Annotated in this window: 16 protein-coding genes and 3 pseudogenes; 3 read left to right on the top strand and 16 right to left on the bottom strand. The window is 71.9% G+C overall.

Annotated features, from left to right (window positions below):
* Positions 1-112 precede the first annotated feature (112 nt).
* The 9 genes and pseudogenes from BN1555_RS30075 to BN1555_RS30035 all read right to left on the bottom strand — a co-directional run bounded on the left by BN1555_RS30075 (position 113) and on the right by BN1555_RS30035 (position 14,220).
* Positions 113-2,355, bottom strand: a pseudogene (locus BN1555_RS30075) (serine/threonine-protein kinase).
* A 750-nt stretch (positions 2,356-3,105) separates the two neighbouring features.
* On the bottom strand, positions 3,106-3,351 hold the full coding sequence (locus BN1555_RS40770; protein WP_255306253.1) for a Trm112 family protein: 246 nt from the start codon (positions 3,349-3,351) through the stop codon (positions 3,106-3,108).
* Entirely contained in the window at positions 3,348-4,253 is a 906-nt protein-coding gene (locus BN1555_RS30065) for a DMT family transporter (RefSeq protein ID WP_255306252.1), read from the bottom strand. Before BN1555_RS30065 ends, BN1555_RS40770 begins: the two co-directional genes overlap by 4 nt.
* Positions 4,254-4,256: 3 nt before the next feature.
* Positions 4,257-5,051, bottom strand: coding sequence for a class I SAM-dependent methyltransferase (locus tag BN1555_RS30060; protein WP_255306251.1), 795 nt, complete (start codon positions 5,049-5,051; stop codon positions 4,257-4,259).
* Complete coding sequence (locus BN1555_RS30055; protein ID WP_255306250.1) at positions 5,048-6,568, bottom strand: condensation protein; 1,521 nt, start codon at positions 6,566-6,568, stop codon at positions 5,048-5,050. Before BN1555_RS30055 ends, BN1555_RS30060 begins: the two co-directional genes overlap by 4 nt.
* A gap of 80 nt (positions 6,569-6,648) precedes the next feature.
* A pseudogene (locus tag BN1555_RS30050) lies at positions 6,649-10,934 on the bottom strand (alpha-(1->3)-arabinofuranosyltransferase family protein).
* A 22-nt stretch (positions 10,935-10,956) separates the two neighbouring features.
* Positions 10,957-11,634, bottom strand: coding sequence for a class I SAM-dependent methyltransferase (locus tag BN1555_RS30045; protein WP_093803739.1), 678 nt, complete (start codon positions 11,632-11,634; stop codon positions 10,957-10,959).
* A gap of 64 nt (positions 11,635-11,698) precedes the next feature.
* Complete coding sequence (locus BN1555_RS30040) at positions 11,699-12,925, bottom strand: glycosyltransferase family 4 protein (RefSeq protein WP_093802283.1); 1,227 nt, start codon at positions 12,923-12,925, stop codon at positions 11,699-11,701.
* A 338-nt stretch (positions 12,926-13,263) separates the two neighbouring features.
* On the bottom strand, positions 13,264-14,220 hold the full coding sequence (locus tag BN1555_RS30035) for a cell envelope lipid trafficking protein PgfA (RefSeq protein ID WP_093802282.1): 957 nt from the start codon (positions 14,218-14,220) through the stop codon (positions 13,264-13,266).
* Positions 14,221-14,457: 237 nt separating this feature from the next.
* On the opposite strand from BN1555_RS30035, the gene BN1555_RS30030 reads away from it, so the two are divergent.
* The 3 genes from BN1555_RS30030 to BN1555_RS30020 all read left to right on the top strand — a co-directional run bounded on the left by BN1555_RS30030 (position 14,458) and on the right by BN1555_RS30020 (position 18,021).
* Complete coding sequence (locus tag BN1555_RS30030) at positions 14,458-14,640, top strand: hypothetical protein (protein WP_093802281.1); 183 nt, start codon at positions 14,458-14,460, stop codon at positions 14,638-14,640.
* Positions 14,641-14,728: 88 nt separating this feature from the next.
* Positions 14,729-15,916, top strand: coding sequence for a PucR family transcriptional regulator (locus BN1555_RS30025; protein WP_093803738.1), 1,188 nt, complete (start codon positions 14,729-14,731; stop codon positions 15,914-15,916).
* Between the two features lie 860 nt (positions 15,917-16,776).
* Positions 16,777-18,021 carry a PQQ-binding-like beta-propeller repeat protein gene (locus BN1555_RS30020; RefSeq protein ID WP_255306249.1) on the top strand — a complete coding sequence of 415 codons (1,245 nt, stop codon included), beginning with the start codon at positions 16,777-16,779 and terminating at the stop codon, positions 18,019-18,021.
* Positions 18,022-18,350: 329 nt separating this feature from the next.
* On the opposite strand, the gene BN1555_RS30015 is transcribed toward BN1555_RS30020, so the two are convergent.
* From BN1555_RS30015 to BN1555_RS29985, 7 genes and pseudogenes are all read right to left on the bottom strand, one after another.
* On the bottom strand, positions 18,351-18,644 hold the full coding sequence (locus BN1555_RS30015) for a hypothetical protein (protein WP_093802280.1): 294 nt from the start codon (positions 18,642-18,644) through the stop codon (positions 18,351-18,353).
* Positions 18,645-18,741: 97 nt separating this feature from the next.
* Positions 18,742-19,011: pseudogene (locus tag BN1555_RS30010) on the bottom strand (AMP-binding protein); the annotation flags it as partial.
* Between the two features lie 127 nt (positions 19,012-19,138).
* On the bottom strand, positions 19,139-20,524 hold the full coding sequence (locus BN1555_RS30005) for an FAD-binding oxidoreductase (RefSeq protein ID WP_093802279.1): 1,386 nt from the start codon (positions 20,522-20,524) through the stop codon (positions 19,139-19,141).
* 65 nt (positions 20,525-20,589) lie between these two features.
* Positions 20,590-21,972, bottom strand: coding sequence for a hypothetical protein (locus BN1555_RS30000; protein ID WP_093802278.1), 1,383 nt, complete (start codon positions 21,970-21,972; stop codon positions 20,590-20,592).
* A gap of 40 nt (positions 21,973-22,012) precedes the next feature.
* Positions 22,013-22,726: a class I SAM-dependent methyltransferase gene (locus BN1555_RS29995; RefSeq protein ID WP_176710173.1), complete on the bottom strand. Its 714-nt coding sequence runs from the start codon at positions 22,724-22,726 to the stop codon at positions 22,013-22,015.
* An 81-nt stretch (positions 22,727-22,807) separates the two neighbouring features.
* Positions 22,808-23,626 (bottom strand): ABC transporter permease, encoded by an 819-nt coding sequence (locus BN1555_RS29990; RefSeq protein WP_093802276.1) that lies wholly within the window; start codon positions 23,624-23,626, stop codon positions 22,808-22,810.
* The gene (locus BN1555_RS29985) at positions 23,623-24,606 is read right to left on the bottom strand and encodes an ATP-binding cassette domain-containing protein (protein WP_093802275.1); all 984 of its coding nucleotides are present in this window, start codon (positions 24,604-24,606) and stop codon (positions 23,623-23,625) included. The genes BN1555_RS29990 and BN1555_RS29985 overlap by 4 nt, the downstream gene beginning before the upstream one ends.
* Positions 24,607-24,648 lie beyond the last annotated feature (42 nt).

The following is a 24,648-nucleotide window of genomic DNA, read 5'->3' as shown; positions in this document are numbered from 1 at the left end:
TCCGTCCGGATCATCCGGTCGTTGGCCCGGTCGTGCCGTTGACTGACGCGCGGTGGGCGCGGAGGGAGCGGTGGCTCCCGGACCGGACGCCGAAGCGGGGTGGCCGCCGGGGTCAGCCCGACGTCGGCGGCTTCTGCGCGTCGAAGGCGAAGAGAGTGTTCTTGGCCGCGGCCACGACCACCGCACGCCCCGCGACGGTCACGCGCGCGCTCGCGCCCTGCTCGCCCGTCAGACCGTCGGCCTGCGGATCTGTGGTCCACAGGGGTTCGCCGTCGTGCGGCGACAGCGCGACCACCCGGCCGGTGGCCGAGCTGAAATACACCGCGCCCGCTCCCGCCACGGGACCCGACGCGCCCTCCACGGCCGTCTGCCGCGACCACTTCTTCCGGCCGGTCGCGGCGTCGAACGCCGTGACGAGACCGGTCTGCCCGCTCACGTAGACGGTGCCGTCCGCCATGCCGGGCGTCCCCGCGAATGTCCTGGCCAGCCGGGAGTACGTGACCTTCCGCGAGGCCGGGTCGACCCGCGCCACCCCGTCGTAGCCGACCAGCGCCGCTCCCTCCACGTGTCCCTGAAGGAGTACGAGCCTGCCGTCGGCGACGCCCATCGGCACGACGGGGCCGTCAACCGCGATGGGCCCGCCCAGTGTCCCCGAGGCGCGGTCGACCGGATACAGGGTGGGGTGGCGCACTCCTGAGGCGTCCACCTCCGCGTCCGTCGCGCACATCGCGAGGAGCCGTGGGCCCGCCGGGACGGGAGCGCACTGCGTACCCTCGGGGAACGACGTCGTCCAGGTGACCTCACCGCTGCGCGCTTCCCGGGCCTCGAAGCGGGAGTGGGAAGCGTCGACCGTCACGACGGCGGAGCCGACCACAACGGCGTCCCGGGTCCGGCCCGTGACGGCCTGCGACTGGGCGCCGGACGGCACGGACCACAGCTCCCGGCCGTTGTCCGCGTCGATGGCCACCACCTCACTGGAAGGGCCTTGCGGGGCGTCCTGGGCGGCGAAGCGGTAACCGAGCACCGTGTCGTCGGTGGCGCCCACCAGGTGCATGCCCTGGACGGGGACGCCCGGGCTCTTCACCGTCCACGCCCGCGAGCCGTCCAGGGTCCTGATGCGGGTCGCGACCACACCGCCGCCCCCGCAGAACAACGCGTCGCCGCTCGCGACGCAACGCAGCTCGTCGGGGATGTCCTGGCGACCGCCCCGCACGGTCGTGCGCCACGGCTCGAAGCCGTGCGGAAGTGCCGCACCCGGCGCCGCGACGCTGCCTCCCTTGTCGCCGCCGCCGCTCTCCCCGAAGCCGTCCGCCTTCAGCGCGGCGACTCCCCCGCCGATCGCCGCCATCGCGACCGCGGCCGCGAGCACGGGCCGCCATCGGCTGCGCGGGCGGCGGCCGACGGGGGTGCCGGTGCTCCCTGTACCGGGACCGGCCGGGGCGGTGGCCGGGGCAGCCGGCACCGGGGTGGCCCGCGTCGCGAGGTGATGCTGGGTGATCATGTCGCGGGTGCGGCCCGCTCCGGCCCCGTTCGCGTCGGTCCCGCCGAGGTCGGCCGGCAGGTCCCGCAGCAGCACGAGGAGTTCGTCCGTCGAAGGGCGCTCCTTGGGCTCCTTGTCCAGGCACGGTTCGACAACCGCGCGCAAAGCCGTCGGTACGGCGCCCAGCGACGGCTCCTCGTGCACCACCTGATACGCCGTCATGTACGGGCTGTCCGCGTCGAACGGCCCGTGGCCCGTCGCCGCGTACACCAGCAGCGTCCCCAGCGAGAAGACATCGGACCGCGGCCCCACACCACGCGGCGCCTGCAGCTGCTCCGGCGACATGAAGGGCGGCGTACCGATGACCCGCCCTGTCATCGTCAGCGTCTGCTGGTCCACGGCGCGCGAAATGCCGAAGTCGATGACGCGCGGCCCCTCGGGCGAGAGCACGACGTTCGAGGGCTTCAGGTCACGGTGGACGACCCCCACCCGGTGGATGTCGCGCAGCGCCTCCGCCAGACCGATGGCGAGCCTCTTCAGCTCCGCCCCGTCCAGCGGGCCCTTCGCGGCGATGCGCTGGGCGAGCGTGTGCCCCTCGATATAGGTCGTCGCCATCCACGGCTGCTCGGCCTCGGGGGCGGCGTCGACCACGGCGGCGGTGAACGCGCCGCTCACCCGTCTCGCGGCCGCCACCTCCTGCCGGAAACGGATGCGGAACTCGTCGTCCCCCGCGAACTGCTGGTGGATCAGCTTGATCGCGACAGGCCGCCCCGAACTCGTACGGGCCAGGAACACCGTACCCATGCCCCCGAGCCGAGCCGCGCCTCAAGCGGATAGCCGCCGATCTCGGCTGGGTCACCTACGCGCAGCGACACTCTTCCCGACCTTCCGTCCCCCGTGCACCTCTGCCACCACGGGCCTGCGTACCTGTCCTGCACACAAACTAGCCACAGGGCGGTACGGCAGAGCAAAGCGGGTGACGAACGGGGAGGCCGGGGCCGCTTCCGTGCCGCCCACGACGAAGCCCCGCCGAGAGGAGCACGACGGGCTTCACCGTGTCGTGGAAACACCGCACTCCGCGGCCCGTCGCCCCACGCGGAACCCCGCCGGCACGGGCCGGAGCAGAAGGGCCGGCGACCTCTTCGCCGGCGGACCGAGTCCAGGGCCGTTCCCGGACCATCGCTCACAACGGCTCGGCAGCCGCCGCTTCGCCCGGCCGGCCGGCCGGTGCCCCGTGCACCACCAGCAGACGGAGAACCCGCCGGCCGCCTTCGCCCACCCTGCGGCACCGACGCGTGCCGGTCCTTCGGTGCGGCCGGACCCCCGTCTGCTGTCCCAGCGCCGCACCTGGCCGAGGAGGCCCAGCCGGACCTGGCGGTTCGGATTTCCCTTGTTGGTGCCCACCCACCTCCGCAAGGACAACCCCGGCCGTACTCCCACCCCTCTTCCACCTGCGACCGCCGGCCCGTTCGTGCCGGAGCCGGCCTGGTGGACCCGGTGGATGGTGCGGCGCTCGGCCGGTCGCTCGCACACCGGCGCCGCAGAGGCGGCAGGGATCGCCGTGGCCCGTCCGGCCGTCGGCGGCGAAACGCCGGCACGGCTCGTCCCGCGGCGTCCGGGAGCGGCTAGGCGCGGTCCCCGCCGGCGGAGTCGGAGGGTCCGGCGGACACGTCATGCCTGTTCCCGACGGTGGGTTCCTCTTCGACGGCGGGCACACCGGAGGAAGGAAGCAGTTGCGGAATGCCGTCGACGATCGGATAGCGGCGGCGCAGGCGCGGATTGTAGAGGGCGCCCCCGGCCTCCTCGAGGATCAGCGGGCCCTTGTCGAGCGGGCAGGCGAGAATCTTCAGCAGCGGGCTGTCAGGCTTCATGAACGGGTTCCTTCGGAGGTGGGGGTGTCCGCGTCGTGTCGCGGCAGGATGAGCAGGACCGTCAGTGCGAGCAAGGTGCCGCCGAGACGCAGTAACAGCCGCAACGAGTCCTCGGGCAGCGGTTCGTCGAACGCGATCGTGCCGCTCACGATCGTGAACACGCAGGTCACCGTCGAGCACACCGGCACGATCAGTGACGCCCGGCAGCGCTGCAGCGCGGTCTGCGAAAGCACCAGTCCGCTGCTCCCTGTCAGCAGGAGGAGGTACGGGTACGGGGTGGCGAGCAGGGCTGGCACGGAGCCCGGGAGGTCCGAGGTGTCCAGGTGCCCGGAGACGCCCTTGACGGCGAGCGAGCTGACGCCGTAGATCAGACCGACCGCGACCGCGTAGGCCAGCCCGGTCGTCGGCTGCCGATGGCGCCGGCGGGCGCGCCGCTCCGCGGCCGTGTAGAGCACCAGCCCAGCCACGAGGGTCGGCACGCACAGTGCCAGCAGGATGCCTGTGGGCGCGCTGCGGCTGATCTCCTCGCTGGTCCCGTGCAGCGAGGCCACCACCATCACCAGCGCCAGACCGATGACACCTACCGCACGCCGCTCACGGCCGGAGGGGCGCTCACCGAGCACCACCGACGAGAGCACCAGCAGGAGGACCAGACCGGACAGGAACAAGCCCTGGGCGGCGGCGATCGGCAGTGTGCGGTAGACGGCCAGCTGCGCGGCGAACCCCAGGGCCAGCGCCGTGGCCCCGCAGATCCACAAGGGCCTGCAGGCCAGCAGGACGAGGGCCCGGCCCGGCTGTGCGGCGCTCAGCGGCGGCATGCCGGCCAGCGCCCGCTTCTCCAGGACGAAGCCGGTGCTGTACAGGACGTTCGCCACCAGCGCGGCGACCACACCCCACACCACGGACTACACCTTTCTCGCATGCACGAGGAGGATGGAGGCGAGGGACGGCAGCCCGCAGGCCAGGCGGTCCAGCGGGCGGAGCGGGCGCGGTACTCCGTGGAACGGCGCACCGGCGACCGCCACCACCTCGAACCCGGACGCCGCCACGAACTCGCGCAGCGCACGCGCCGTGTACAGCCTCAGGTGACCCACCACCTCCCTGCCCGGTCTGCCGTGGATGCGGCGCAGACTCACCTCGGAGAACACCGGCTGGACTCCGGCGAGCAGCAGGGCGCGGTTGTACCAGGCGCCGAGGTTCGGCGTCGAGAGCATCAGGTGCCCACCGCGTCGCAGCACCCTGCGCAGTTCGTCGAGGGCGCTGTCGGGGTCGACAAGGTGCTCGACGACCTCGCTGAACAGCACGGCGTCGGCACTGCCGGAGGCGAACGGCAGCCCGCTGCCGGTCAGTTCGCCGCGGACGACCTGGCTCAGGCGCGGCGCCGCCCGGCGCAGCGCGTCCTGCGACCAGTCGATCCCCACGACGCGGTGCCCGTCCAGGACGCGGGCCGCGGTCGCGCCGGCCGAGCCGTCCCCGCAGCCCACGTCGAGCACGGTGGCGGCCGGGCGGCCGGGCCCCGCGGGGCCGAGCGCATCGGCCAGCATCCGGGCCTGGCGCAGGGTACGGGCTTCCCCGGAGGCGACGGGAACGGCGGGGTTCTCGTAGAAGTCCCGCAGCCCGGGGACCGGCCGGCCCGGCGAAGTCACCGCCGGCTCGGGCGGCTTCCCGTGTGCCGCGGAGCCGCCGGCGGAGAGGGTCATGATGGCCCCTTCTGGTTGTCCTGGGTGGAGCGGGCTCCACGTGGTGTCGGGTCCGGATGCGGTGGGTCGCGGGGGTACGGCCCGCCCGGGGGCCATGTCTGATTCCGGTCCGCGGGCGCCTCGGCGTCCGCGGCGGTGGCGTCCGCCTCCCGGATTCCGGCTCCCCGCCCCGCCCCCGGAGCATCCGCCCCGGCCGGGGTGAGAGACGTCCTCGACAGCGACTCCTGGAACAGGCCCACCAGGTCCGCGCCGGCCGCGTCACCGAGCAGCGCCCGCGACCAGCGCAGCGTCACATGCAGTCGCCCGCCGGTGGAAGCCGCCGCCACGCTCAGCCCGCGCGGCATCCGCGCCGGTGCGGAGAACCACACGGCTGTCGCCCGGCCGGCGTCGCCGAAGTCCAGCGCGTACGGCACGCGTCCGAGGTTGGTGACCAGCACCGTCGACGTCCAGGACGCCGCCGCCCGCCGTGCGCCACGGGTGAGCACGCCCCGGATGCCAACCGGTAGCAGCGGTGCGGTGAGCAGACCCGCCCCGGCACCCAGGGGGGCACCACGGGCCGACTTCAGCGCGTGGGTGCGCCGAGCCGTGGTGCGCAGCAACCGGTCCACGGCTGCCGGGTCCGGCCGCTCGCCGAGCAGCAGGTCCGTGTCGCGCGGGTCCTCGGGGGCCATGGCCACCTCGACAAGCCGGGTGCCGTTGCCCATCGGCATCTCCGGGCCGCGCGGCCGGTCGTCCACGGGCATCGTGATCCGTACCGGACCGGCCGGCCGGCCCTGCAAGACGTTCCAGCGGCCCACCATCAGTGATGCGGCGACCAGCAGTTGGTCGTTGACGGTCCAGGGCTGGAGTCCTCCGTTCCGCGCCGCACGCCGCGGAACGGGCAGGTCCGCCTGCAGCATGCCGTTGCCCACGTCCCGGGCACGTACCTGCCCGGGACGGGAGTCCGGCGCGACGCGCACGGGGCGCGTACGTACGGTGCGGCCGGTCCCGCTCGGAGCCGGGCCCGAGCGCCCCGGCCGGACTCGCCCGGTGACCGGGGGGCCGGCCACGCCGCCGTATTGTTCGGCGGTCGTGGCGAGCACCCGCAGCCCCGACGGCGCGTCGAGGGCCGTGTGATGCGTCGTCAGCAGCAGCACGGTCCCGGTCTCGGAAGCCACGCCCGTCGCCGACGGCTCCGGGACGGCCGTTCCCTTGTCCGCCTCGACGACTTCCAGGCGCATCGGCGGCGACAGGGTGAGCGGCGGGCATTCGCTCAGGGCGCGGGCCCGGGCCCTGGCCAACGCGTCGGGGCCCCGCCCCGCGAACCTCACCGGATCACTGTCCGGCCGACCGGTCAGCTCCCACGCGAAGGACCGCCGGTGCCGACGGCCGGGTACTTCCCGCATCAGCACCCTGGGGTGCGCCAGCAGCGCCTGCCGGAAGGCGGCCCTCAGCCGTGCCGGGTCCAGCCGTCCGGGCAGGTGGACCTCGATGTGTACGCTCTCGGGCTCGTCGTCGCTGAGGCAGTGCCGCGACACCTCGTCGGGGGTCGGAAAGGGAATCCGGACCCTGCCGGGAGGGGGTGCGGTCCCCCTCCCGGCGGCGGCCCACGGCGCGATCACGAGGGGCCACCGCCTTCCGGCCGCCGAAGGGGCGGTTCGGACCGGTGCCCGTCGCCGGTGCTTCGCGGCCTGGCCGTGACCACCGGTCCGGCTTCCGGCGCTTCGGAAACGTCGTGGTCCTCGTGCCCGTCGTCCTGTTCGCGCCCGGCGTCCACGGACACCGGCCTCACCGCCGTCACCAGCGCGGCGGACAGGGCCACCAGCGCGAGCACCTGCGCGGAGCCGCTGAACGCGCCCTCCCCCGCGGCGACCGGTTCCCCGGCGCCGAGGGCCGCGACGAGGCCGGCTGCGGCCATCGCCGCCGCCGCGGCAGGCACCAGAACGGCCGGACGGATCCGCGCCGCCACAGCGAGTACGGGCACGACCAGGGCCAGCGGCCCGGCCGCCACCGCGACGACCGCGGTCAGCGCCACCGTCCCGAGCAGCATCCCCGGAGCCGCCGGCTCGGGCAGCTTCCCGCCGGTTCCACCGGCGTCGCGCCGGCGGCCCACGAAGGCCAGGGCGGCCAGCCCTGCGAGCGCGATCGCACCGCCGGTCAGGGCTGCCCGGTACGCCGTGGAGGGTTCGAACTCCATGGTCACCGTGCCGGACGCCCCGGCCGGGATCACCCAGGCCTGCTGCCAGCCGTCAAGACGCACCGACTGCAGCTCCGTGCCGTCCAGGGTGGCCTTCCAGCCGTCGTTGGCGTTCTCGTAGGTCCGCAGGTACGTGGCCTCGCCGGCGCCGGCCGACACCGAGACGGTCCGGCTGTCGTCGGTCCACCTGGTGACAGTGGCCTCGCGACCCGCCGCTCCCGCCGTCTCCTGTGGAGTGCCCCGGGTCAGCGTGACGTCGGTGATCGCCAGCGGCCCCGCGTCACCCGCCTCCACCTCGTGGTCGCCGCGCGGAAGTTCCAGGGTGCCGCCCTTCTCCTCCCCCGCGCAGAGGGCGACGGTGACGGGACGCCGCTCGGTGAGGTCCCGGACGAGTCCGGAGGCCTTCGTCTTGTGCAGGACACCGCCCACAGCGAGGTCCGGGCCCTCACCGCACGGCAGCGAGAAGCGCGCGGACGGCTTGGGTCGCGGCACCCGCAGATCGGCGAGTGCGGGAACATGCACCTCGCTCAGCCCGACCGGCAGCTGCAACTGCGCGTTCGCCACCGGATTGTGGACGGTGAGCGGGGCGGCCCTGCTGATGGTGATGTCCAGCCGGTTCGTCTTGACCGCAGGGAAGCGGACCCGTCCGTTCTCGTCCACGTCAGCCACGGCGGCGCCGTGCGGGGAGCTGATCGTTACCTGCTCGGGCCGGGTGGACACCCCGCCCGCGGGCACGAGGATGATCTCGTCGATCTTCTTCTTCCCGGGCCAGCTCAGGTGGACGACCGGCCGGTCGCCCGCTGTCCAGGCGGTCGTCAGATCACCGTCGACCAGGTTGCGGGCGCTGAGAGACGTGCCGTTGCGGCTGGTGGAGTCCACGGAGGCCGTCACCCGGTTCTTCGATCCGGGAGCCGAACGGTCCAGGAGTTCGTCCAACGGGCCGCCGGCTACGGCGACGGCCCGCGCCGACACCTTGTACTCGCCCGGTTCCTGGGTGCTGAACCGCCGGTGCAGTCCCGCCTCGGCCGATACGGGCGACAAGCCGCCCGCGTCGGTGCCCCTGTGCAGGGAGTACACGCTCGCCGCCGCGTCGGTGCGCTCCGCGTCGGCAGGCAGCACCAGCATGCGTGTCACCTGCACGTCCGGGACCGACACTTCGGAGAATCCGGCTCCGGACAGGCCCGGCCGCGCCTGTTGCGCGGCAACGACGGTGATCTTCATCCAGGACGTCTCGCCGGACGGAGCCTTGACGGTCTGCGGCAGACCGTTCGTCTGCAGCGGGCTTTCGGCCGAACCGCGGTCGGTCTCGATCCGCACGTGCGTGGGCGCCGCGCGCATGGCGTCGCCCGGCAGGGGCGTCAGCTGGATGGAGGCCGGGATGTCGGTCGGCCGGGAGAAATCCACTTTGAGCCACTGGCCGGCCGGCCTGCCCGGGCTGCCCTCGGCCCACGCGGTGTCCGGGTTGCCGTCGAAGGCGTTCACAGGGTCGTACTGCGGCAGGTGGAACAGCCAGTTGCCACTGCTGGACGCCGTCACGGACTCGGCGCCGCGCAGCACCGCCGTCGTCTGATGACCGGTGCCCTCCCGCGGCAGGATCTGCTGGGGCTTCCCCCGGGGTTCTGCAGACTGCCGGAGTGATTGCGCTCGTCCGCCGTGTAGGTGTACGAGGTGTTGTTGTTCACCAGGCCGAACCGGGTGTCGGCTCGGCGCAGCCCGTCCGCGACCGCCTTCACCGGCGCGACGACTCCCCGGGGAAGCCTGTCCCCGGCCAGTACGGCCGGCCGCCCGGCCATCGAGGGGTCGGCGGACAGCTGGAGCAGCGCCTCGGGTCCGCCGCTGACGACGGCCGTGTCGGCCACGGCCGAGACACCGACCCTGCCGGGCCGCGCGTCGCGGTCCTGCGGCCGGTAGATCTCCACGGCCTGGAGCCGCGGGTAGAGCCCCTGCACCTGGAGCGGGGTGTCGGCGGCGATGCGTCCGCCGGTCACCAGCGGGCCGAACCCGGTGACCTTGCGGTAGCCGGACGACTCCAGGGTCCGCTTCACCGTCTGCGGCGGGACGTAGCCGATCTGGTCGGGGTCGAGGTCGTTGCGGACGACCACCTCGTGCATGCCGGCCCGCGCCAGGTACGCCCGGAGGCCCGGAACCTCGCTGCCGGACAGCAGCGCCTGCTCGACGGCGTCGGTCATACGGCGTGCTCCGGGAGTACCGAAGGGGACGAAGTCACGCTGGGCCCAGGGGGTCTCGGCCAGCACGTCGAACGGCTGGTCGATGGGGGAACCCCAGGTGTAGATGCCGTGCGCCGTCGCCGGAACGACCAGTGCCCGGCTGTCGGGGGCGTTGGCCTTGAGCCAGCCGGCGGCCCGCTCCCAGTGGGTCGGCAGCTTGGTGAACGCCCCCGGCTGCAGGATCGAGCCGTTGACGTACGGGAGCGCCAGGCCGGGCAGTACCAGCAACGCCGCGGCCGCGGGCACCCGGCGCCGACCGCGGGGTGCGCGGGAACCTCTGCCCACGGAGAGCACGGCCGTCAGATGGGCCAGTCCGAGAGCGAGCGCGAGCGCCAGTCCCGGCTGGAACTTGTAGATGTTGCGGAACGGCTTGAGCGGCCCGTTCAGCCAGTCCTGGACGACACCGTGGAACGGACCGCCGAAGGCTCCGCCGTATCCCGCGAGCGTGATCGGAACGGCGGCCAGGACGGTCAGCAGCAGCCAGCGGCGCTCCGGCAGGTCCCGCCGGGCCAGGCCCGCCAGCCCCAGCGCCGCGGCGAACGCCGAACCGAGGACGGTGACGACGGAGGTCGCGACGGTCCAGCCGGCCGGCAGCCATGCCTCGCCGAAGTTCAGATAGGCCACCCAGTTACCGGCGCCGCGCAGCAGTTCGGTCGCGGACATGGTGGCGGTGGTCGTGTCGGCCTGCTCGACGTACGGCATGAAGTCCTCGCCGTAGATGCCGAGCAGGAGCAGCGGCGCCACCCACCAGACGGTGGCCAGCACAACGCCCGGTATCCACCAGCCCAGCAGCGCGCGCCGGCGCCGGCCGGGCGGGCGGCCGAGCAGGTACAGCCCCACGGGCAGCAGCGCGGCCAGCGTGGAGGCGGCGTTCACGCCTCCCATGAAGGGGATCAGCAGGGCCGAACGCGCGGCGGCCATCCGGTGGCTCAGCGTCGCGGAGGTCAGCGGCAGCAGCACCCAGGGCAGGAGGGCGCCGGGCAGCGCGGCGGCGGAAGTCGATCCGATGACGATCGTGAAGGTGGGCCACAGCGCGTAGACCACGGCACCGACGACCCGGGTCGCGGGCGCACCCACGCGCAGCCGTTCGGCGAGTCTGAGCGCACCCCAGAAGGCGGCGGTCACGATGATCGACAGCCAGAGCCGCTCGGCCAGCCACACCGGAACCCGCAGCAGGTCCATGAACGCGTAGTAAGGGAGTGCGGGAAAGGCGTAGCCGATGTACTGGTTCGCTATGCCGCCGAGGCCCACGTTGCCGTTCCACAGCGAACCGAGGTCGCCGATGAAGCGCCAGGGGTCGAGGGCGACGCCGAGTTTGGTCTCGAACGTCATCCTCCCCGGCGACACCGCGAGGAACGACGCCAGCACGACGGCCCAGAAGCCGAACAGCAGGCGTCGTCCGCGCGGCTCGCCGAACGCCTCCGACGGCGTCGGGCCGGGCTGCGGCGCCCGGGCGGGCGCCTGGACCGTAGTGGTCATGACCGTTCCTCACTTCGCATGCTCATGGGCTTCGCCTGAGAATCAGCAGCAGATTCCAGGTGGCGATCTCGCGGAGTCCCGGCACCCGGGTGATCGCGCTCGCGAGGAATGGCCAGTAACGGGAGCGCGCCGTGGCGATCTGCACGTCGTCGCGACTACGGACGTACCGGAGGATGGGACCGATGTGGACGGGGAAGAGGTTCTCGCCGAGCGTGTGCTTGGCCTCGCGGCCGGTGCGTCGTGTGTAGAGTTCGCGGGCCCGGTCGGCCCCGAGGTAGTGCCACGGCGCGGTCTCGTGACCTCCCCAGGGGGAGAGCCAGTTGGTGAACGACAGGTAGATCAGCCCACCGGGACGGGTGACCCGCGTCATCTCGCTGATGAACGTCCGCGGGTCCGACACGTGCTCCAGCACATTGGACGAGAAACACACGTCCGCCGCCCCGTCGGCGAGCGGCAGCAGATATCCGTCGGCGAGCACCGCGTCCTCGATGACCGGACCGCGGGCGCTCAGCTCCCGCAGTTCGGGCTCGAAGAGGTAGCTCTGCGCGCCACGGCGGCGGAACTCCTCGGTGAAGTGGCCGCTGCCGCCGCCGATGTCGACGACGATCTTGCCGGTCAGGTCGATGTGACGTGCCACTTGTGCGACCGAGTCGCGGGCCAGCAGGGTGTAGCACCGCTCGGGATCGCTCTGTTCGCGCATGAACGCCCGGAAGAGGGCGGTCGACCGCTTCAGCGACGGATCCTTGAATCCGCGTTCGGTGGTCTCAGACACGGTCGCTCCCGGCGCCTCCCGGGGCGGCGGCGAGCGCCGCGGCCTCGGCGGCGACGGCCTGGAACTGGCGGACCGTCGCGCTCCAGCGGAAGCGCGTGGCGCGATGCGCGGCGGCGCGTCCCATGGCCGCGCGCCGGTCGGTGCTGAGGGAAAGGGCGCACCACGCCGCGGCGAACGAACTCTCGCCCCGGGCGAGCACCCCGGTCCTCCCGTCCTCGACGGAGTCGCACAGGCCGGGTACGTCGAAACCGATCGCGGGGGTGGCCCGGGCGGCCGCCTCGGTGACGACCAGTCCCCAGCCCTCGACGAGGGAGGGGTGCAGCAGTAGCCACGCCTCGCACATCAGCCGGTGCTTCTCGGCCTCCGGCACCCGGCCTGCGAAGGTCACGGCGGGGCCTGCCACGGCTTCCAGCCGCTCCCGTTCGGGGCCGTCACCCACGATGACAAGCCGGCCACCGGTGACAGGGCGGACCCGCTCCCACAGCCTGAGGAGCAGGTCGATGCGCTTGTACTCCACCAGTCGGCCGACGGCCAGGAACAGCGGTTCCTTCGCCTCGGGAACCAGCGCGCCGGGGTCTTCGACTCCGTTGTTGACGATCCGGATGCGGTCCGCGGCCACGCCGATGCCGCGCAGCTCGGAGGCGGTCGACTCGGAGACGGCCACCATCAGGTTGTCGCGGTGGGTACCTGCCAGTGCCCAGCGCTCCAGCCTGCGTCCGAGCCGTGCTGCCGGACCCGGGTAACGCATCTGCCAAAGATCAGTGTGCACATGGTTGACCAGGCACAACGTTGGTCCGCGATGCCACAGCGGCGCCAAGTACGGCATGCCGTTGCACACTTCGACCAGCAGGTCGCAGTCGCCGACCTCCCGGGCGAAGATCGCCCTGGCGCGCAGGAAGTGACTCGCGTCACTTCCCGCGGAGACCACCCGGTAGCCGCGTTCGGCGGCCGGGCCGCCGCACACGAGCGTGACCTCGTGGCCGTCGGCGGTCAGGCCCTCGGCTATGCGGTCGATGAGCAGTTCCGAGCCGCCGGCGGCCTGGTTGGCCAGGTCACGGCGGGCGAGGAAGGTGATCCGACGCGGTAGTGGTGTCCCGGGGGATGCGAGGTACGGGTCGGCGGCGAGCGAGTCGGCGACATGGCTGCCGGTGCGGGCTCGAGCGGGGACGGAGAGGGAGTCCTTCTGACCGAGGGGCAGAGCGGACGCGCGCTGGGGCATAGGGGTGCTCCAACTCGGCGGCTGCGGGAGGCAGGCGGGTGAGGGATGGCCGGGCTTCCGGGGATGAAGCGCTGGGCTGGCTGGCTCGGTGTGCGGGTACTGCGGGTACTGCGGGTACACGGGCATTACGGGCACTGCGGTACTGCGGGTACTGCGGCGCCGGACGGTGGATGTGCGGTCGTCTCAGCACCTGGCCGACGGCGGACTCCTGAGGGCAGGAGCCCGCTCACACCGGCACCTTGCTCTTACTGGGGGGTAACCTCAGTCTTCTTTCAGGCGAGTCGTTCCGGCTACTCAACCGGGTGACAAGTTCGGGGCACCGGTCAGCCGCCGCTTTGTCACTCTCCTGAGTGTTCCGGCCGTCGGCTGCCGCGCATCAGCAGCACGACGCCGACGGCGGCGAGCAGGCCGCCCACGACCCCGCCCCCCAGGGGCGCGGTCTCGCCGAGCAGCTTCAGCCGGCCGCCGTCTTCGGAAGCCAGCTTCACCTGCTCGCGCCGGGTCGCGTCGGTGAACTCCAGCCGCTTGCTGGACAGCAGGGTGACCGCGTCCTTCCGCGATCCCGGGGCCCGCAGCGTTTTCTTCGGCGCGATCAGCGCGTTCATGATCCGACCCGTTCGCCGGTCCACGGTCAGCTCGATCCTCGCGTTGGAGTACCACTCCTCGGCCAGCACCTGACCCGGCTCGGCACTGCCCACCAGCACGCCGGGCACCAGACGGGTACCGGTCGCGGTGGCCTTGACCGTGCCGACGAAGCGGTAGCCCTCGTACCCATTGATCTTGGTGACCTCCTCGAACTCCAGCGGCACGGCGGCACCCAGGGTGCTGTCCCACCAGGTGTAGGTGCGCTTCTCGACATCGAACGGGAACTTCAGGTAGGCCTCGCCCTCGAATCCGGGCTTCTCCTCGCAGCAGTGCACCGGGAGGTTCGTCCGGCGGTCGGTCACCCAGCGTTCCGTGGTCCACTGCAGGGATTTCCGCGGGTCGGCCAGCGGCAGCGTCTTCGGCGTATCGATCTGGGTCGACACGTCCCAGATCGCTTTTCCGCTGCGCTCACCGCCGGCGACGTCCCCCAGCACCCGGCGGGTGATCGTTATCGTCTGGTCGTCCATCCTGGAAACGGACCCGGTGTCGAAGTAGCTGCCCCGCCCCTCGAAGACCGTCGTGGAGTTCACATCGGTCGGTGTGCGTTTGGCACGCGGCTCCACGTACCAGGCGAGCAGTTGGGTGAGCACCAGCAGAAAGACACCGACACCCAGCAACAGCAGGGGAAAAGGTGATGTTGAACGACGCATGCGGGTACTCCGATACGGACGCGAGATGCGGGAGTTCAGGGCTGTGCGGGAAGGGCCGCGCGCACGGGTCACAGCCTGTCCGGGGCGATGAGCTGCTTACCCGGGAGTAACACTGCTGTGAACGGCGAAATTAGGTGGCGCTTGACCACCTGTCAATGCGCCTCGCATACTGACCGCGCCGGACCGGGCCGGCGCGCTGGGTGACAGACCTCATCGACTGAGAGGCAGATCATCCTCATGTCCAGACTGCTCGCCGCCTTCCTGACCTGCGTCGCCGCCGCCGTTCTGGCCACAGGCGCCGCCTTCGGGATCGTCGCCGCGCTCGACGCCTCACCCGAGCAGCAGAACGTGCCGCTCGTCACATTCCCCGACCCGCCCGCCCGCGGGCCTTCCAGCACGCCGGGCCCCGGCGCGGGCTAGTTGGGGCCCATGCAGGCCGGCTGACCGAACTCATGCAGACCGGACATCCTGGAGCGGTGGTTTGGAAGCCTCGTCAGCGTGGCGCAACGTGCCACGAGAACGAATTCAGCAGTTCGCCGACCGAGCCCTGGAGCAGGTCCCCGAGCTGGCACAGGACATCCTCGCCGAGATCCGACGGGAGCACCCGGGTCTGGTGTTCATCGTCGACGAGTCCGGGGAGCCGAAGGCCCTGGTGGCGATCCGGCACGCGCTGGAGCTCTTCGTGGAGCAGATGACCACGGGGTCGGACCGGCCGCGCGCCCTTCCCGAGATGTTCCGGGACTTCGGACGCGGCGAGGTCGCGCACGGCCGGAGTCTGGACTCCCTGCAGGGGATCTACCGGCTGGGCGTGCGCCTTTCCTGGCGGCGCATGGCGGAAGTCGGCCACCAGGTCGACATTCCGTCCTCGGCCATGTACGAGCTCGCCGAGTCCGCGTTCGAGTACCTCGACGTGATCGTGGCCCAGTCGGTACGCGGCTACGCCGAGGCCGTCGCCCGCCAGGCCGGTGAGCGGCTGCGCCTCCAGCGTCTTCTCATCGATCTCCTGCTCGCCGAGCACCGCTCGGATCCGTCCCCCTTCCTTGCCGACCGCGCGGCCGACGTGGGCTGGCAACTGCCCGAGAAGGTGGCGGTGGCCGTGCTGCTTCGCCCTGCCGTGGAGGCTGTCGCCCCCGCCGTGGGCGACGAGGTCCTGCTGGACATGGAGGGCGAGCGGCCGCGTCTGGTCGTACCGGACCCGGATGCCCCCGGACGCGCGGAGTTGCTGCACCGGGCGGTCGCCGGCTGGTCCGGTGCGATCGGCCCGTCGGTTCCCGTGGCGAAGGCCGCCACGTCGCTGCGCTGGGCCGAGGCCGCCGTCGGGATGATCGAGCAGGGGCTGCTGCCGCGAGGGCGGCTCCTGCACTGCGGCGAGCACGTCGAAGCCCTGGTCCTGCTGCCCGCGAGCGAGTTGATCGACGATCTGGCGCGACGGCGGCTGGCGCAGCTGGACGAGTCGGGCGGCCCGGCGCACGCCCACCGTCTCGCCGAGACACTGCTGGCCTGGCTGGAAACGCGGGGCGGTGCCCCGGAGGTGGCCGCCCGGCTCGGGGTCCACCCGCAGACCGTGCGCTACCGGCTGAGACAGCTCCGTGAGCTGTGGGGCGACGACCTCGACGACCCGGACCGCCGCTTCGAACTGGAGCTGGTGCTCCGTACCCGGCGGCTGCGCGGAGATCTCGTCCCGCCACCTGAATGACTGTGGGGCGACGCATACGGGGGCTGCACGCCGCGCTCGCCGCCCATGACGCGGTACGGCGCGGCGAGCCCGGCATCGGCCCCCCACGCCGGGGCCGTACGTTCGCCGGACCGTCCTGCCCCTCCTCGTGGAACACCGTGTGCGGGCACATCAGCAGGCCGGCGCACTCCTCGGGAGCCGGGCCGAAGGCGGAGGGGCGCCGGTCGTCGGCGGCCGAGCCGGGAGGCGGGACCGGGCAGATGCCGAGAAGGAAGGGCCGCAGCCCGACACGGCCCGGCCGCGCCTCCGGTGTTTCGCGACATTCCCCGGGCCATGCCGGACAGCCCGAGCGCTGACGACCCGCCAGGTGCGCGATGAGAACCGGCGCCAGGCGTCGCGCCGATCGGTACAGCCGGAAATCCGCCTACGGTCTCGCAGTGCCCCCGCTGCCCGAGGAACGACAAGCGGACCTGACGGTCGGGGTTGTCCTTGTTCGTGTCCACCAGCCTCCGCAAGGACAACCCAACCGTACTTCGACCTCTGCCGTGCGCAGGCCGATCACCGGAGCGGAGCCACAGCCACCGACCACGTGCTGCCCCGGGAGGCAGCGGCATGCGGTGGGCGACACGGCGGTGGCATGCGTCGGATCAGCGAACGTGCGCGGGAACGGATGCCGGGGTGACACCAGGGCGCACTGACGACGACTGGGGCCGCAGTTCCCGTGTGGTGTCCCGATTGGTTCACGAAGCTGTCGCGGTTGAGACCTGGCCGTCCCCTGTGTCGTGCAGTGACGGATAGCGTTCCTGACCTCGGAGTCGCACGTCCGTGCGGCGCCGACCATGCACCTTCCTGCTCTGACGACTCCACGGGGGTACGGCGACATGACCATGCGACGAGACGGCATGCCGGGTGACAGGCTCTCCCGGCGGCGTGCACTACGGCTGGCCGGCGGCGGTCTCACGCTGGCCGTGCTGACCGCGGGTGTGGCCGGTTGTCGTGAGGACGACTCCGATGCCGGTGGCTCCGGGGGATCCGAGCCGGTCGGCGGAGACAAGCCGGCCGGGGGCGGCGCCGGTAAGGAGGGCCAGGCTCCTGAGCCGCTGTGGACGAAGACGACATCCGCCCAGACCTACGGCGCCAACGACGAGCTCGTGGCCGCGGGCGGTGTGGTGATCGCCAGCGGTGCTCCACTGGTCGCGCTGGACGCGGCGTCGGGCAAGGAGCGGTGGTCGCTGGAGGACGGCGCGACCCCCGGGGCTCCGATGCTGCTCGGCAGCGGCACGCTGTACCTGGCCAGCGCTGCGTACGACGGCAGCGTCGCCGGCTACGACCCGGCCTCGGGCAAGCAGACCTGGCGAAGCCACCTGGGCAAGGACTACCGGCAACCCAGACCGATCGCGGTGGACGGCGATCAGGTGTACGTCATCGCCGAGATCCAGGAGGCCGACGGCTCGTCCAAGACCAACGTGATCGCCGCGCTGAACAGCAGTACGGGCAGAGTGGCGTGGAAGGAACAGCGTGACTTCGGCACCGAGCAGAACGGTATCCACGCCCGTGCCGAGGGGCGCCACCTCGTGTACACCGACTTCAAGAAGAACCTGACGGTGCGCGACACCGCCACCGGCAAACAGGTGTGGACGCACAGGACCCCCAAGACCAACTACGGCTTCTTCGCCGTGTACAAGGACCTGGTGATCGTTCCGCAGGGTCCGGATCTTCTGGCTTTCGGCCTGGCCGACGGCTCGGCGAAGTGGTCGGTGAAGACCGCCGAGAGCTACGTCGCTTTCAAGGAGCCGGCCGTCCTGGACGACGTGCTCTACATCGCCGACAGCGACCGCACGATGCGTGCCCTCGACCCCGGTACGGGCAAGGAGATCTGGCGGTCGACGGCGCTCGCCGACGCGAATCTCACGGTACCGCGGCAGTACGTGAAGGCGGGCGATGTCCTGTACGCGGCCACAGACCTGGACGAGCGCGGTGGCGTGACAGCCATCGACGCGAGGACCGGTGCCGTGCGATGGACGTTCAACGACAGGACCGGTGACTATCACGCGTGGCTGGTGGCCACGGACGGGAAGCACGTGTTCGCCCTGCACGGCAAGAAACTGCACGCGCTGCCCGTCTGACACCCGCGCAGACCGTTCCAGCCCGCAACCGGCGCGGGCCCTGGGCCTGCGCCGGCCGTTCCCGGCGGTCCGGTACGGACCTTCGGAGCGGTCACCGACCGGGCACCGGCTGTCTGTGGACAGCAGTCGAGCCGTACCGCCCGCGGTACCGCTGGGCGTCGCCGGACGCGTTGTTCCGGGCGGTGCGGGACAACGAGGCGGGGCTTCGGCGGACGTCCGGGTGGAGAGCCGGCTGTGGCACTGGCCGCACACCGCCACTTCCGTCAGAAGGTACGGCCGGTCGGACACGCGGCCCCGGAACGGGGCATCGCGGGCGCGAAGAACCTGCTTCAGCGCATGGAACGTGGTGCGGTTCCACAGCCCCTCGCACAGACGCGCCGGTTTCCCTGACCGATGGATGACAGGCTTGCCCTGGTGGACGAGTAGCCGATGGCCGCCTCGGACAGCAGCGTGCTGCGCAGACTCGTGGGGTACCAGGGTCGGTCGGCCGCCGGCTTGCCGTACATGACCGCGAGGTGGTCGACCGGCGCCGGCTCCCCGAGCCGGTCGAGGCGAGCGGCCTCGTTGCTGGGCGACACGTTCTCGGGATCGGCCGGGATACGGCCGGCCGCTGAATGGCTCACAGTTCCCTCTGCGCGCCCCACGCCCCCGCCGTGAAGCGGTCCTCGTCGTCCGGGTCGTCCGGGTTCCGGAAGCCTTCGTGGCGTAGCCCTCCGCCGGCAGACGGTGGTCCAGCGCCAGACAGACTCCGCCCGCCTTGGGAACGGCCACCAGGGTGATGATCAGATCGGTCGAGCGGCGCATCAGCAGCGCCACTGGGAGCTCGACGTCCACCCCTCGGGCGCGCAGTTCGTGAGCCAGCTGATTCGCCCGGCGGTCCAGCTCGGCGTAGGTGAGCTCGCCGTCGGCGCCGCGGACCGCGATCGCCTCCGGACGCTTCGCCGCCTGCTGCTCGAAGACCTCGACGACAGATGCCGCTGTGCCGGACATCCAGAATCCCTTTCTCGTACGACGTACTCCGCGAGACGCTCGCCGGTGCGGGCGGTGAGGAAGTTGGCGGGCTCCTCCTTTGTGACGCCGGCACCCGGCCGTCCGGAGACCAGGAGAGCGCGAAAGCTCAGTCAGTCGCTGCTGTCGGTCGAATATTGTGGTTGAACCGGAACAGGTTGTGCGGATCGTGCAGCGTCTTTACGCGTCGCAGCCGCTCGAAGTCCTCGGCCGCGAAGAGTTCCCGCACCTGCTCCTGGCGGACCGGGGCGCCGTCGTTGTAGACGGAGTTGAGGCTGCGGCCGACGGTCCACTGCTTCAGGGCGTCGTAGACGCGCTGGTGGACCGGCCGGGCTGCGGTGGACGGCGCGGCCGTGCCGCCGGTCATCACTCGCAGCATGTACGCGGCGTCACGGCCCCCGACCGCGCCCGGATCGGTGGGCCGGCGGGCGAAGGCCCCGCCGAGGTGACGGATGTCGACGATGCAGGGGACGGTCGCATCGGGTCCGGCCACCTCCACGACGGTCCGCAGGGCCGTGGGATCGAGTTCGCTCAGCAGGACGTTCCCGCCGAAGTAGGCATGCGGGACGTGCGGGTCCTGGTAGATGGTGCCGACCTCCGTGTACGGCATCTCCCGGACGGTGTCGATCAGACGCGGGCCGAGCGCGCGCAGGGGCGCCACGAGCCGTTCGCCCTCCTCGGCGGAGCCCGTGAATGCGATCCGGACGTGTGCGACGTAGCGTCCGCGCAGCGGCTCGGGGACGGACGGCAACGGTGGGAAGGTCATGAGGCCGATCGAGGAGGTGAGTTCCCCGGGCAGCGTGAGGGTCCACGCGCGGTAGGCGTGCAGCAGGTCGACGGGGTGGTCCGCGGCGAAGTGGAGGCCGCCGCCGTAGAGCCTGGTCACCGGCACGAGGGCGGTCTCGATGGCGGTGACGGCGCCGAAGTTGCCGCCGCCACCGCGCAGCGCCCAGAACAGGTCGGTGTCGGATCCGGCCGTGACGTGGCGCAGCGCGCCGTCGGCGGTGACGATGTCGAGGGCGCGGACGTAGTCGCTGGCGTAACCGGTCCGGCGGCCAAGCAGGCCGACACCGCCGCCGAGGAGGTAGCCGACGACGCCGATGTGCGGAGCTGAGCCGTTGACAGGGGCCAGACCGTACGGGGCGGCCCGCTCGATGACCTCTCCCCACAGCACGCCGGCCTGGGCTCTGACGGTTCCGCCCTCCGCGTCCACCACGACGGCCTTCATCCGGCGGGTGGTGATGAGTACGCCCTCACCGTCCAGGGCCGTGACGATGCCGTGTCCGGTGGACTGCACGGCGACGGGCAGCCTCCGCTCGGCGGCGAAGCGGACCGCGGCGCGCACGTCCTCGGGGCGGGTGGCGCCGACGACGACGGCGGGCCGGTGCCGGAAGCCGGTCTGGAAACCGGTCCGTTCCTCGTCGTACCCTCGGCTGCCGGGCAGCAGGACGGGTCCTCGCACCTCCGCGGCCAGCGTCTCCACGTCCGCGCGCATCCGTTGTTCTCCTCCCGTGAACGGCGGGCCGCCGTCCCGTGTGTGCCGCTCGGTCGGCTGGTCCGCTACCGCAGGTACGAGTTGTCCTGCACCCAGTGGAAGCCACGGCCGACCAGCGGGAAGGTGCCGAGATCGCGGCGGCGCAGATGCAGGCGGAGGCGGTAGCCGTCGGCGTCGCCCTCCAGGACCAGGCGGTCGTCGGCCGGGCGCTCGAAGGTGAACGTCACTTGCCACTTGGGGTCGGCCATCTTGGTCAGCGCGACCGAACGGGCGTTCATGTCGATCGCCGCCATGCAGGGGTCGAGCGAGTCGTCCATGTGCTGGATGGCCACGGCGTCGACGGAGTCCACGACGACTCGGCGCCAGCGCTGGCCGTCGGTCGTCATGGGCGGGTGCCGCTCGCCGTCGATGGAGAAGTCGGTGACGTCCCAGACGCCGTACAACTCGGGCTTTTCCCGTCCGCCCCCGTGGTTCTTCCAGAACGACCAGTCGTTGCGCAGCTGTGTGCCGAGCAGCCAGAGCCCCGCCCCGGCCTGCAGTGCGGTGGCGATCCGGTTCGCCCGGCGGGAGCGGAAGAGGTCCGCGGGGGCGGCCGCGGGGACCGGGCGCTCCGTGAGCAGGGCTTCGGCCAGGCGAGGCGTGTGCGGGGCCAGCAGAAGCAGGCTGAGCAGGAGGAGGTGGAAGGAGTGGACCTTGACGGGGACGTCGAAGGTCATGTTGAGGAGAAGCACCTGGGCCATCTCCGCGGCCGACACCAGCGCGCCCAGCGACGCCGTGCGCGGAACGATGAGCAGCAGCCCGCCCGCGATCTCCGCACAGCCGAGCAGCATCTGGTACGGCTTCGAGGACCCCGTCTGCGCCCACAGCAGGCCCATCGGGCTGAGGTCGCCGAGCGGCTCGACGAGCTTGGACGGCGGCAGCTGGAACTGGAGCGGGACGGCCTTGGCCGCGCCGTAGGAGAACATCTGCCCCGCGAGGCAGAAACGGGCGGCCAGGCGGACCCACTTGTCCAGCGTCGCGTAGTCCGTCCGGTTCCGGTCCAGCACGGACCAGACCGGGGTGGCCGCCGCGGCGCCCGCGAGCCAGCAGAGCTGCCCCGCCCAGGTGTGCGGGTCGTCGCCGCCGTCGAAGCGGTCACCCAGCTCCCGGCCGAGGACCCGGACGGACATCCAGTTCCGCACCGGGCGTACCTCCCAGAGCTTCGCCCAGGAGTCGGCCGTTTCCTGGAGACGCCCCATTCCGCCCCCGCGCAGGGCCAGATAGACCTGAGGGGAGGTCAGGCAGTACAGGCCGGCGTAGGCGAAACCGAACCGGTAGGCGGCGCGGGCGGCCCCGGTCCAGGGAGGCGGGGCCGGGGAGGCGCCGGCCGACGGGACCACCCGTCGGGCCGCCCGGCCGGCCGGTGAGGACGCGACGGTCCGCAGCCACTTGCCTACTCGCACCTTCATCGTTCATCACCTTCGCAAGGGCCGTCTTCGGTGGTCGCGGTCAGCTACGGCGGAAGCGTCCGAGCCAGGCGTGCACGTCGAGGAGTTCGGACGTGGTCGGGATGACGCCCCGTATGTGGGTCTCGTCGATCGACTCCTCCGTCCAGCCGTCGGCGAAGCCGTGGCGCAAGTGGTTGGCGGAGCGCTTGAGGCCGGGCGGCTCGTCGTTGTCCGGAAGCGGCGCCGGTATCTCCTCGATGGCCTCGGCGAGCCGCGCCTGCATCTCCGCGGACCCCCGGTCGCTGATCGAGAGGATGTGCGCCACCGCCCCCGGACGGCAGGCCCGGTGCAGGGCCGCCGCGTAGGAACGCAGAGTGTCGCCCTCGAAGGTGTGGGCGAGGCCGGAGTCGATCACGGTGTCGAAGCGCCCTTCCCAGCCCTTGAGGTCGAGGGCGTCGGCGACTTCGAAGACGGCGTCGAGTCCGCGTGCCCCGGCCTTGTCCCGGGCGAGGGAGATCGCCGTCGGGGACAGGTCCAGCCCTGTCACCGCGTACCCCTTGCCCGCCAGGTGGAGGGCGTCCTCACCGGTGCCGCAGCCCGCGTCGAGGACCGCGCCGCCGATGAGTCCCGCTTCCTCGAGGGCGACGTAGGCAGGTTGGGGCGTCCCGATGTCCCACGGCGGGCGTTTGCCGAAAGGGCTCTCCCCGCGGTAAACGGCGTCGAACACCTCGGTCATCGGGGCGGGTCCGTCGGGTGCGGCGACAGGTTCAGTCATGGCTGCCATGATTGCGTCGCCCCCCGGTGCGTCCTCGGTCTCTTGCGGACTTCTGTCAGTCAGGGAGGCACCGCCCGCCGGTCAGCGTGAGCCGTACTTGCGGACCGCGAGCGGGGCGAACACCGCGATCAGGCCGACCGACCAGGCCACGGTCTGGAGGACGTAGCTCGTCGCCGGGCCCCCGGTGAACAGTGCGCGCAGGGCGTTCACGGCCGCCGTCATGGGGCTGTGGGCAGCGTACGCCTGGAGCCAGCCCGGCATCGTGTCGGTCGGTACGAACGCCGAGGAGATCAGTGTGAACGGGAAGATCCACACGCCGCCGACCGCCTGGGCGGCTTCCGCGTTGCGCACCGACAGCCCGAGGTAGGCGGCGAACCACGACACCGCGTAGCCGAACAGCAGCAACAGCAGCAGGCCGGCCAGCGCGGGCAGGAGGCCGTTGTGGAACCGGAAGCCGACCAGCACGCCGACTCCCACGGTCACACAGGCCACGCCGACGTTGCGGAAGATCTCCGACAGCGTGCGTCCGATGAGCACGGCGGTACGGCTCATCGGCATCGAGCGGAAGCGGTCCATGAGGCCCTCGCGCATCTCGGCGGCGACCCCGATGGTCGTGCCGGCGGCGGAGCCGTAGAGCGCCATCTGGACGAGGACGCCGGGCAGCAGGAACTGGGCGTAGCGTTCGCCGCCGACGTCCATGGCGCCGCCGAAGACGTACGTGAACAGCAGGATGAACATCACCGGCTGGACCAGCGAGAACATCACCAGATCGGGGCTGCGCAGCACGTGCCGCACGTTGCGCAGGGTCATCTGCCACACGTCGGAGAGCCACCACCCGAGGGTGTCCCGCGACTGCTTGTACGACGTGCCGCTCTCCCGTGTCAGGGTGGTGGAGGTCATGTGCGCCCGGTTTCCTTCCCGATGTCTCGCTGGTCGGCGCCGTGATCGGCGGACCGGCCGGTCACGGCGAGAAAAACGTCGTCGAGAGTGGGTCGGCGGAGCGCCACGTCACCGATCGCGATCCCCGACTCCCTGAGCAGGTGGAGTAGGTCGGACAGGGTGCCGCCGTCGGGCAGCGGGGCGTGGACCACCATCTTCTGCGGGTCGGCGACCGGGTCGGCGCCCAGCCGCTCCCGCAGGAGCCGCACCGTCTGTTCCATGCCTTTGCCGTCCAACAGCGTGATGCCGACCCGGTCCTGACCCACCTGAGCCTTCAGCTCGTCCGGGGTGCCGCCGACGATGACCCTGCCTCGGTCGATGACCGACAGGGAGTCGGCGAGTTGGTCCGCCTCCTCCAGGTACTGCGTGGTGAGCAGTACGGTCGTGCCCTCCGCGACCAGTTCGCGCACGAGCCGCCACACCTCCATGCGGCTGCGCGGATCGAGGCCGGTGGTCGGCTCGTCGAGGAAGATGAGCCTGGGCCGCGCCATGAGGCTGGCGGCGACGTCGAGCCGGCGCCGCATTCCGCCGGAGTAGGTCCTGGGCTGCCGGTCGGCCGCGTCGTCCAGGCCGAAGCGTTCCAGCAGTTCGCTCGCGCGGGCCCGGCAGTCGGACTTCGACAGCCGGAACAGCCTGCCGATCATGTGCAGGTTCTCGCGCCCGGTGAGCAGTTCGTCGACGGCGGCGTACTGGCCGGTGAGGCCGATGACCGACCGGATCCGCCCTGGGTCGTCACGCACGTCCACGCCGAACACCTCGGCCGCTCCCTCGTCCGGTCTGATGAGGGTGGCCAGGACCCGGACGGTGGTGGTCTTGCCGGCGCCGTTGGGGCCGAGCAGGCCGTGCACCGTGCCCTCGGACACCGTGAGGTCGAGGTGGTCGAGTGCGGTGAGCGAGCCGAAGCGCTTGCACAGTCCGGCCGTTCTGATCGCTGCTGGCATCTGCCGTGGTTCCTTTCCGGATCCGACGCAACCCTGAATTGA

Source organism: Streptomyces sp. Wb2n-11, assembly GCF_001049855.1.
Classification (GTDB): domain Bacteria; phylum Actinomycetota; class Actinomycetes; order Streptomycetales; family Streptomycetaceae; genus Streptomyces; species Streptomyces altiplanensis.
Note: the sequence above shows the minus strand (reverse complement) of the source record. Positions and strands in the feature narration are given on the sequence as shown.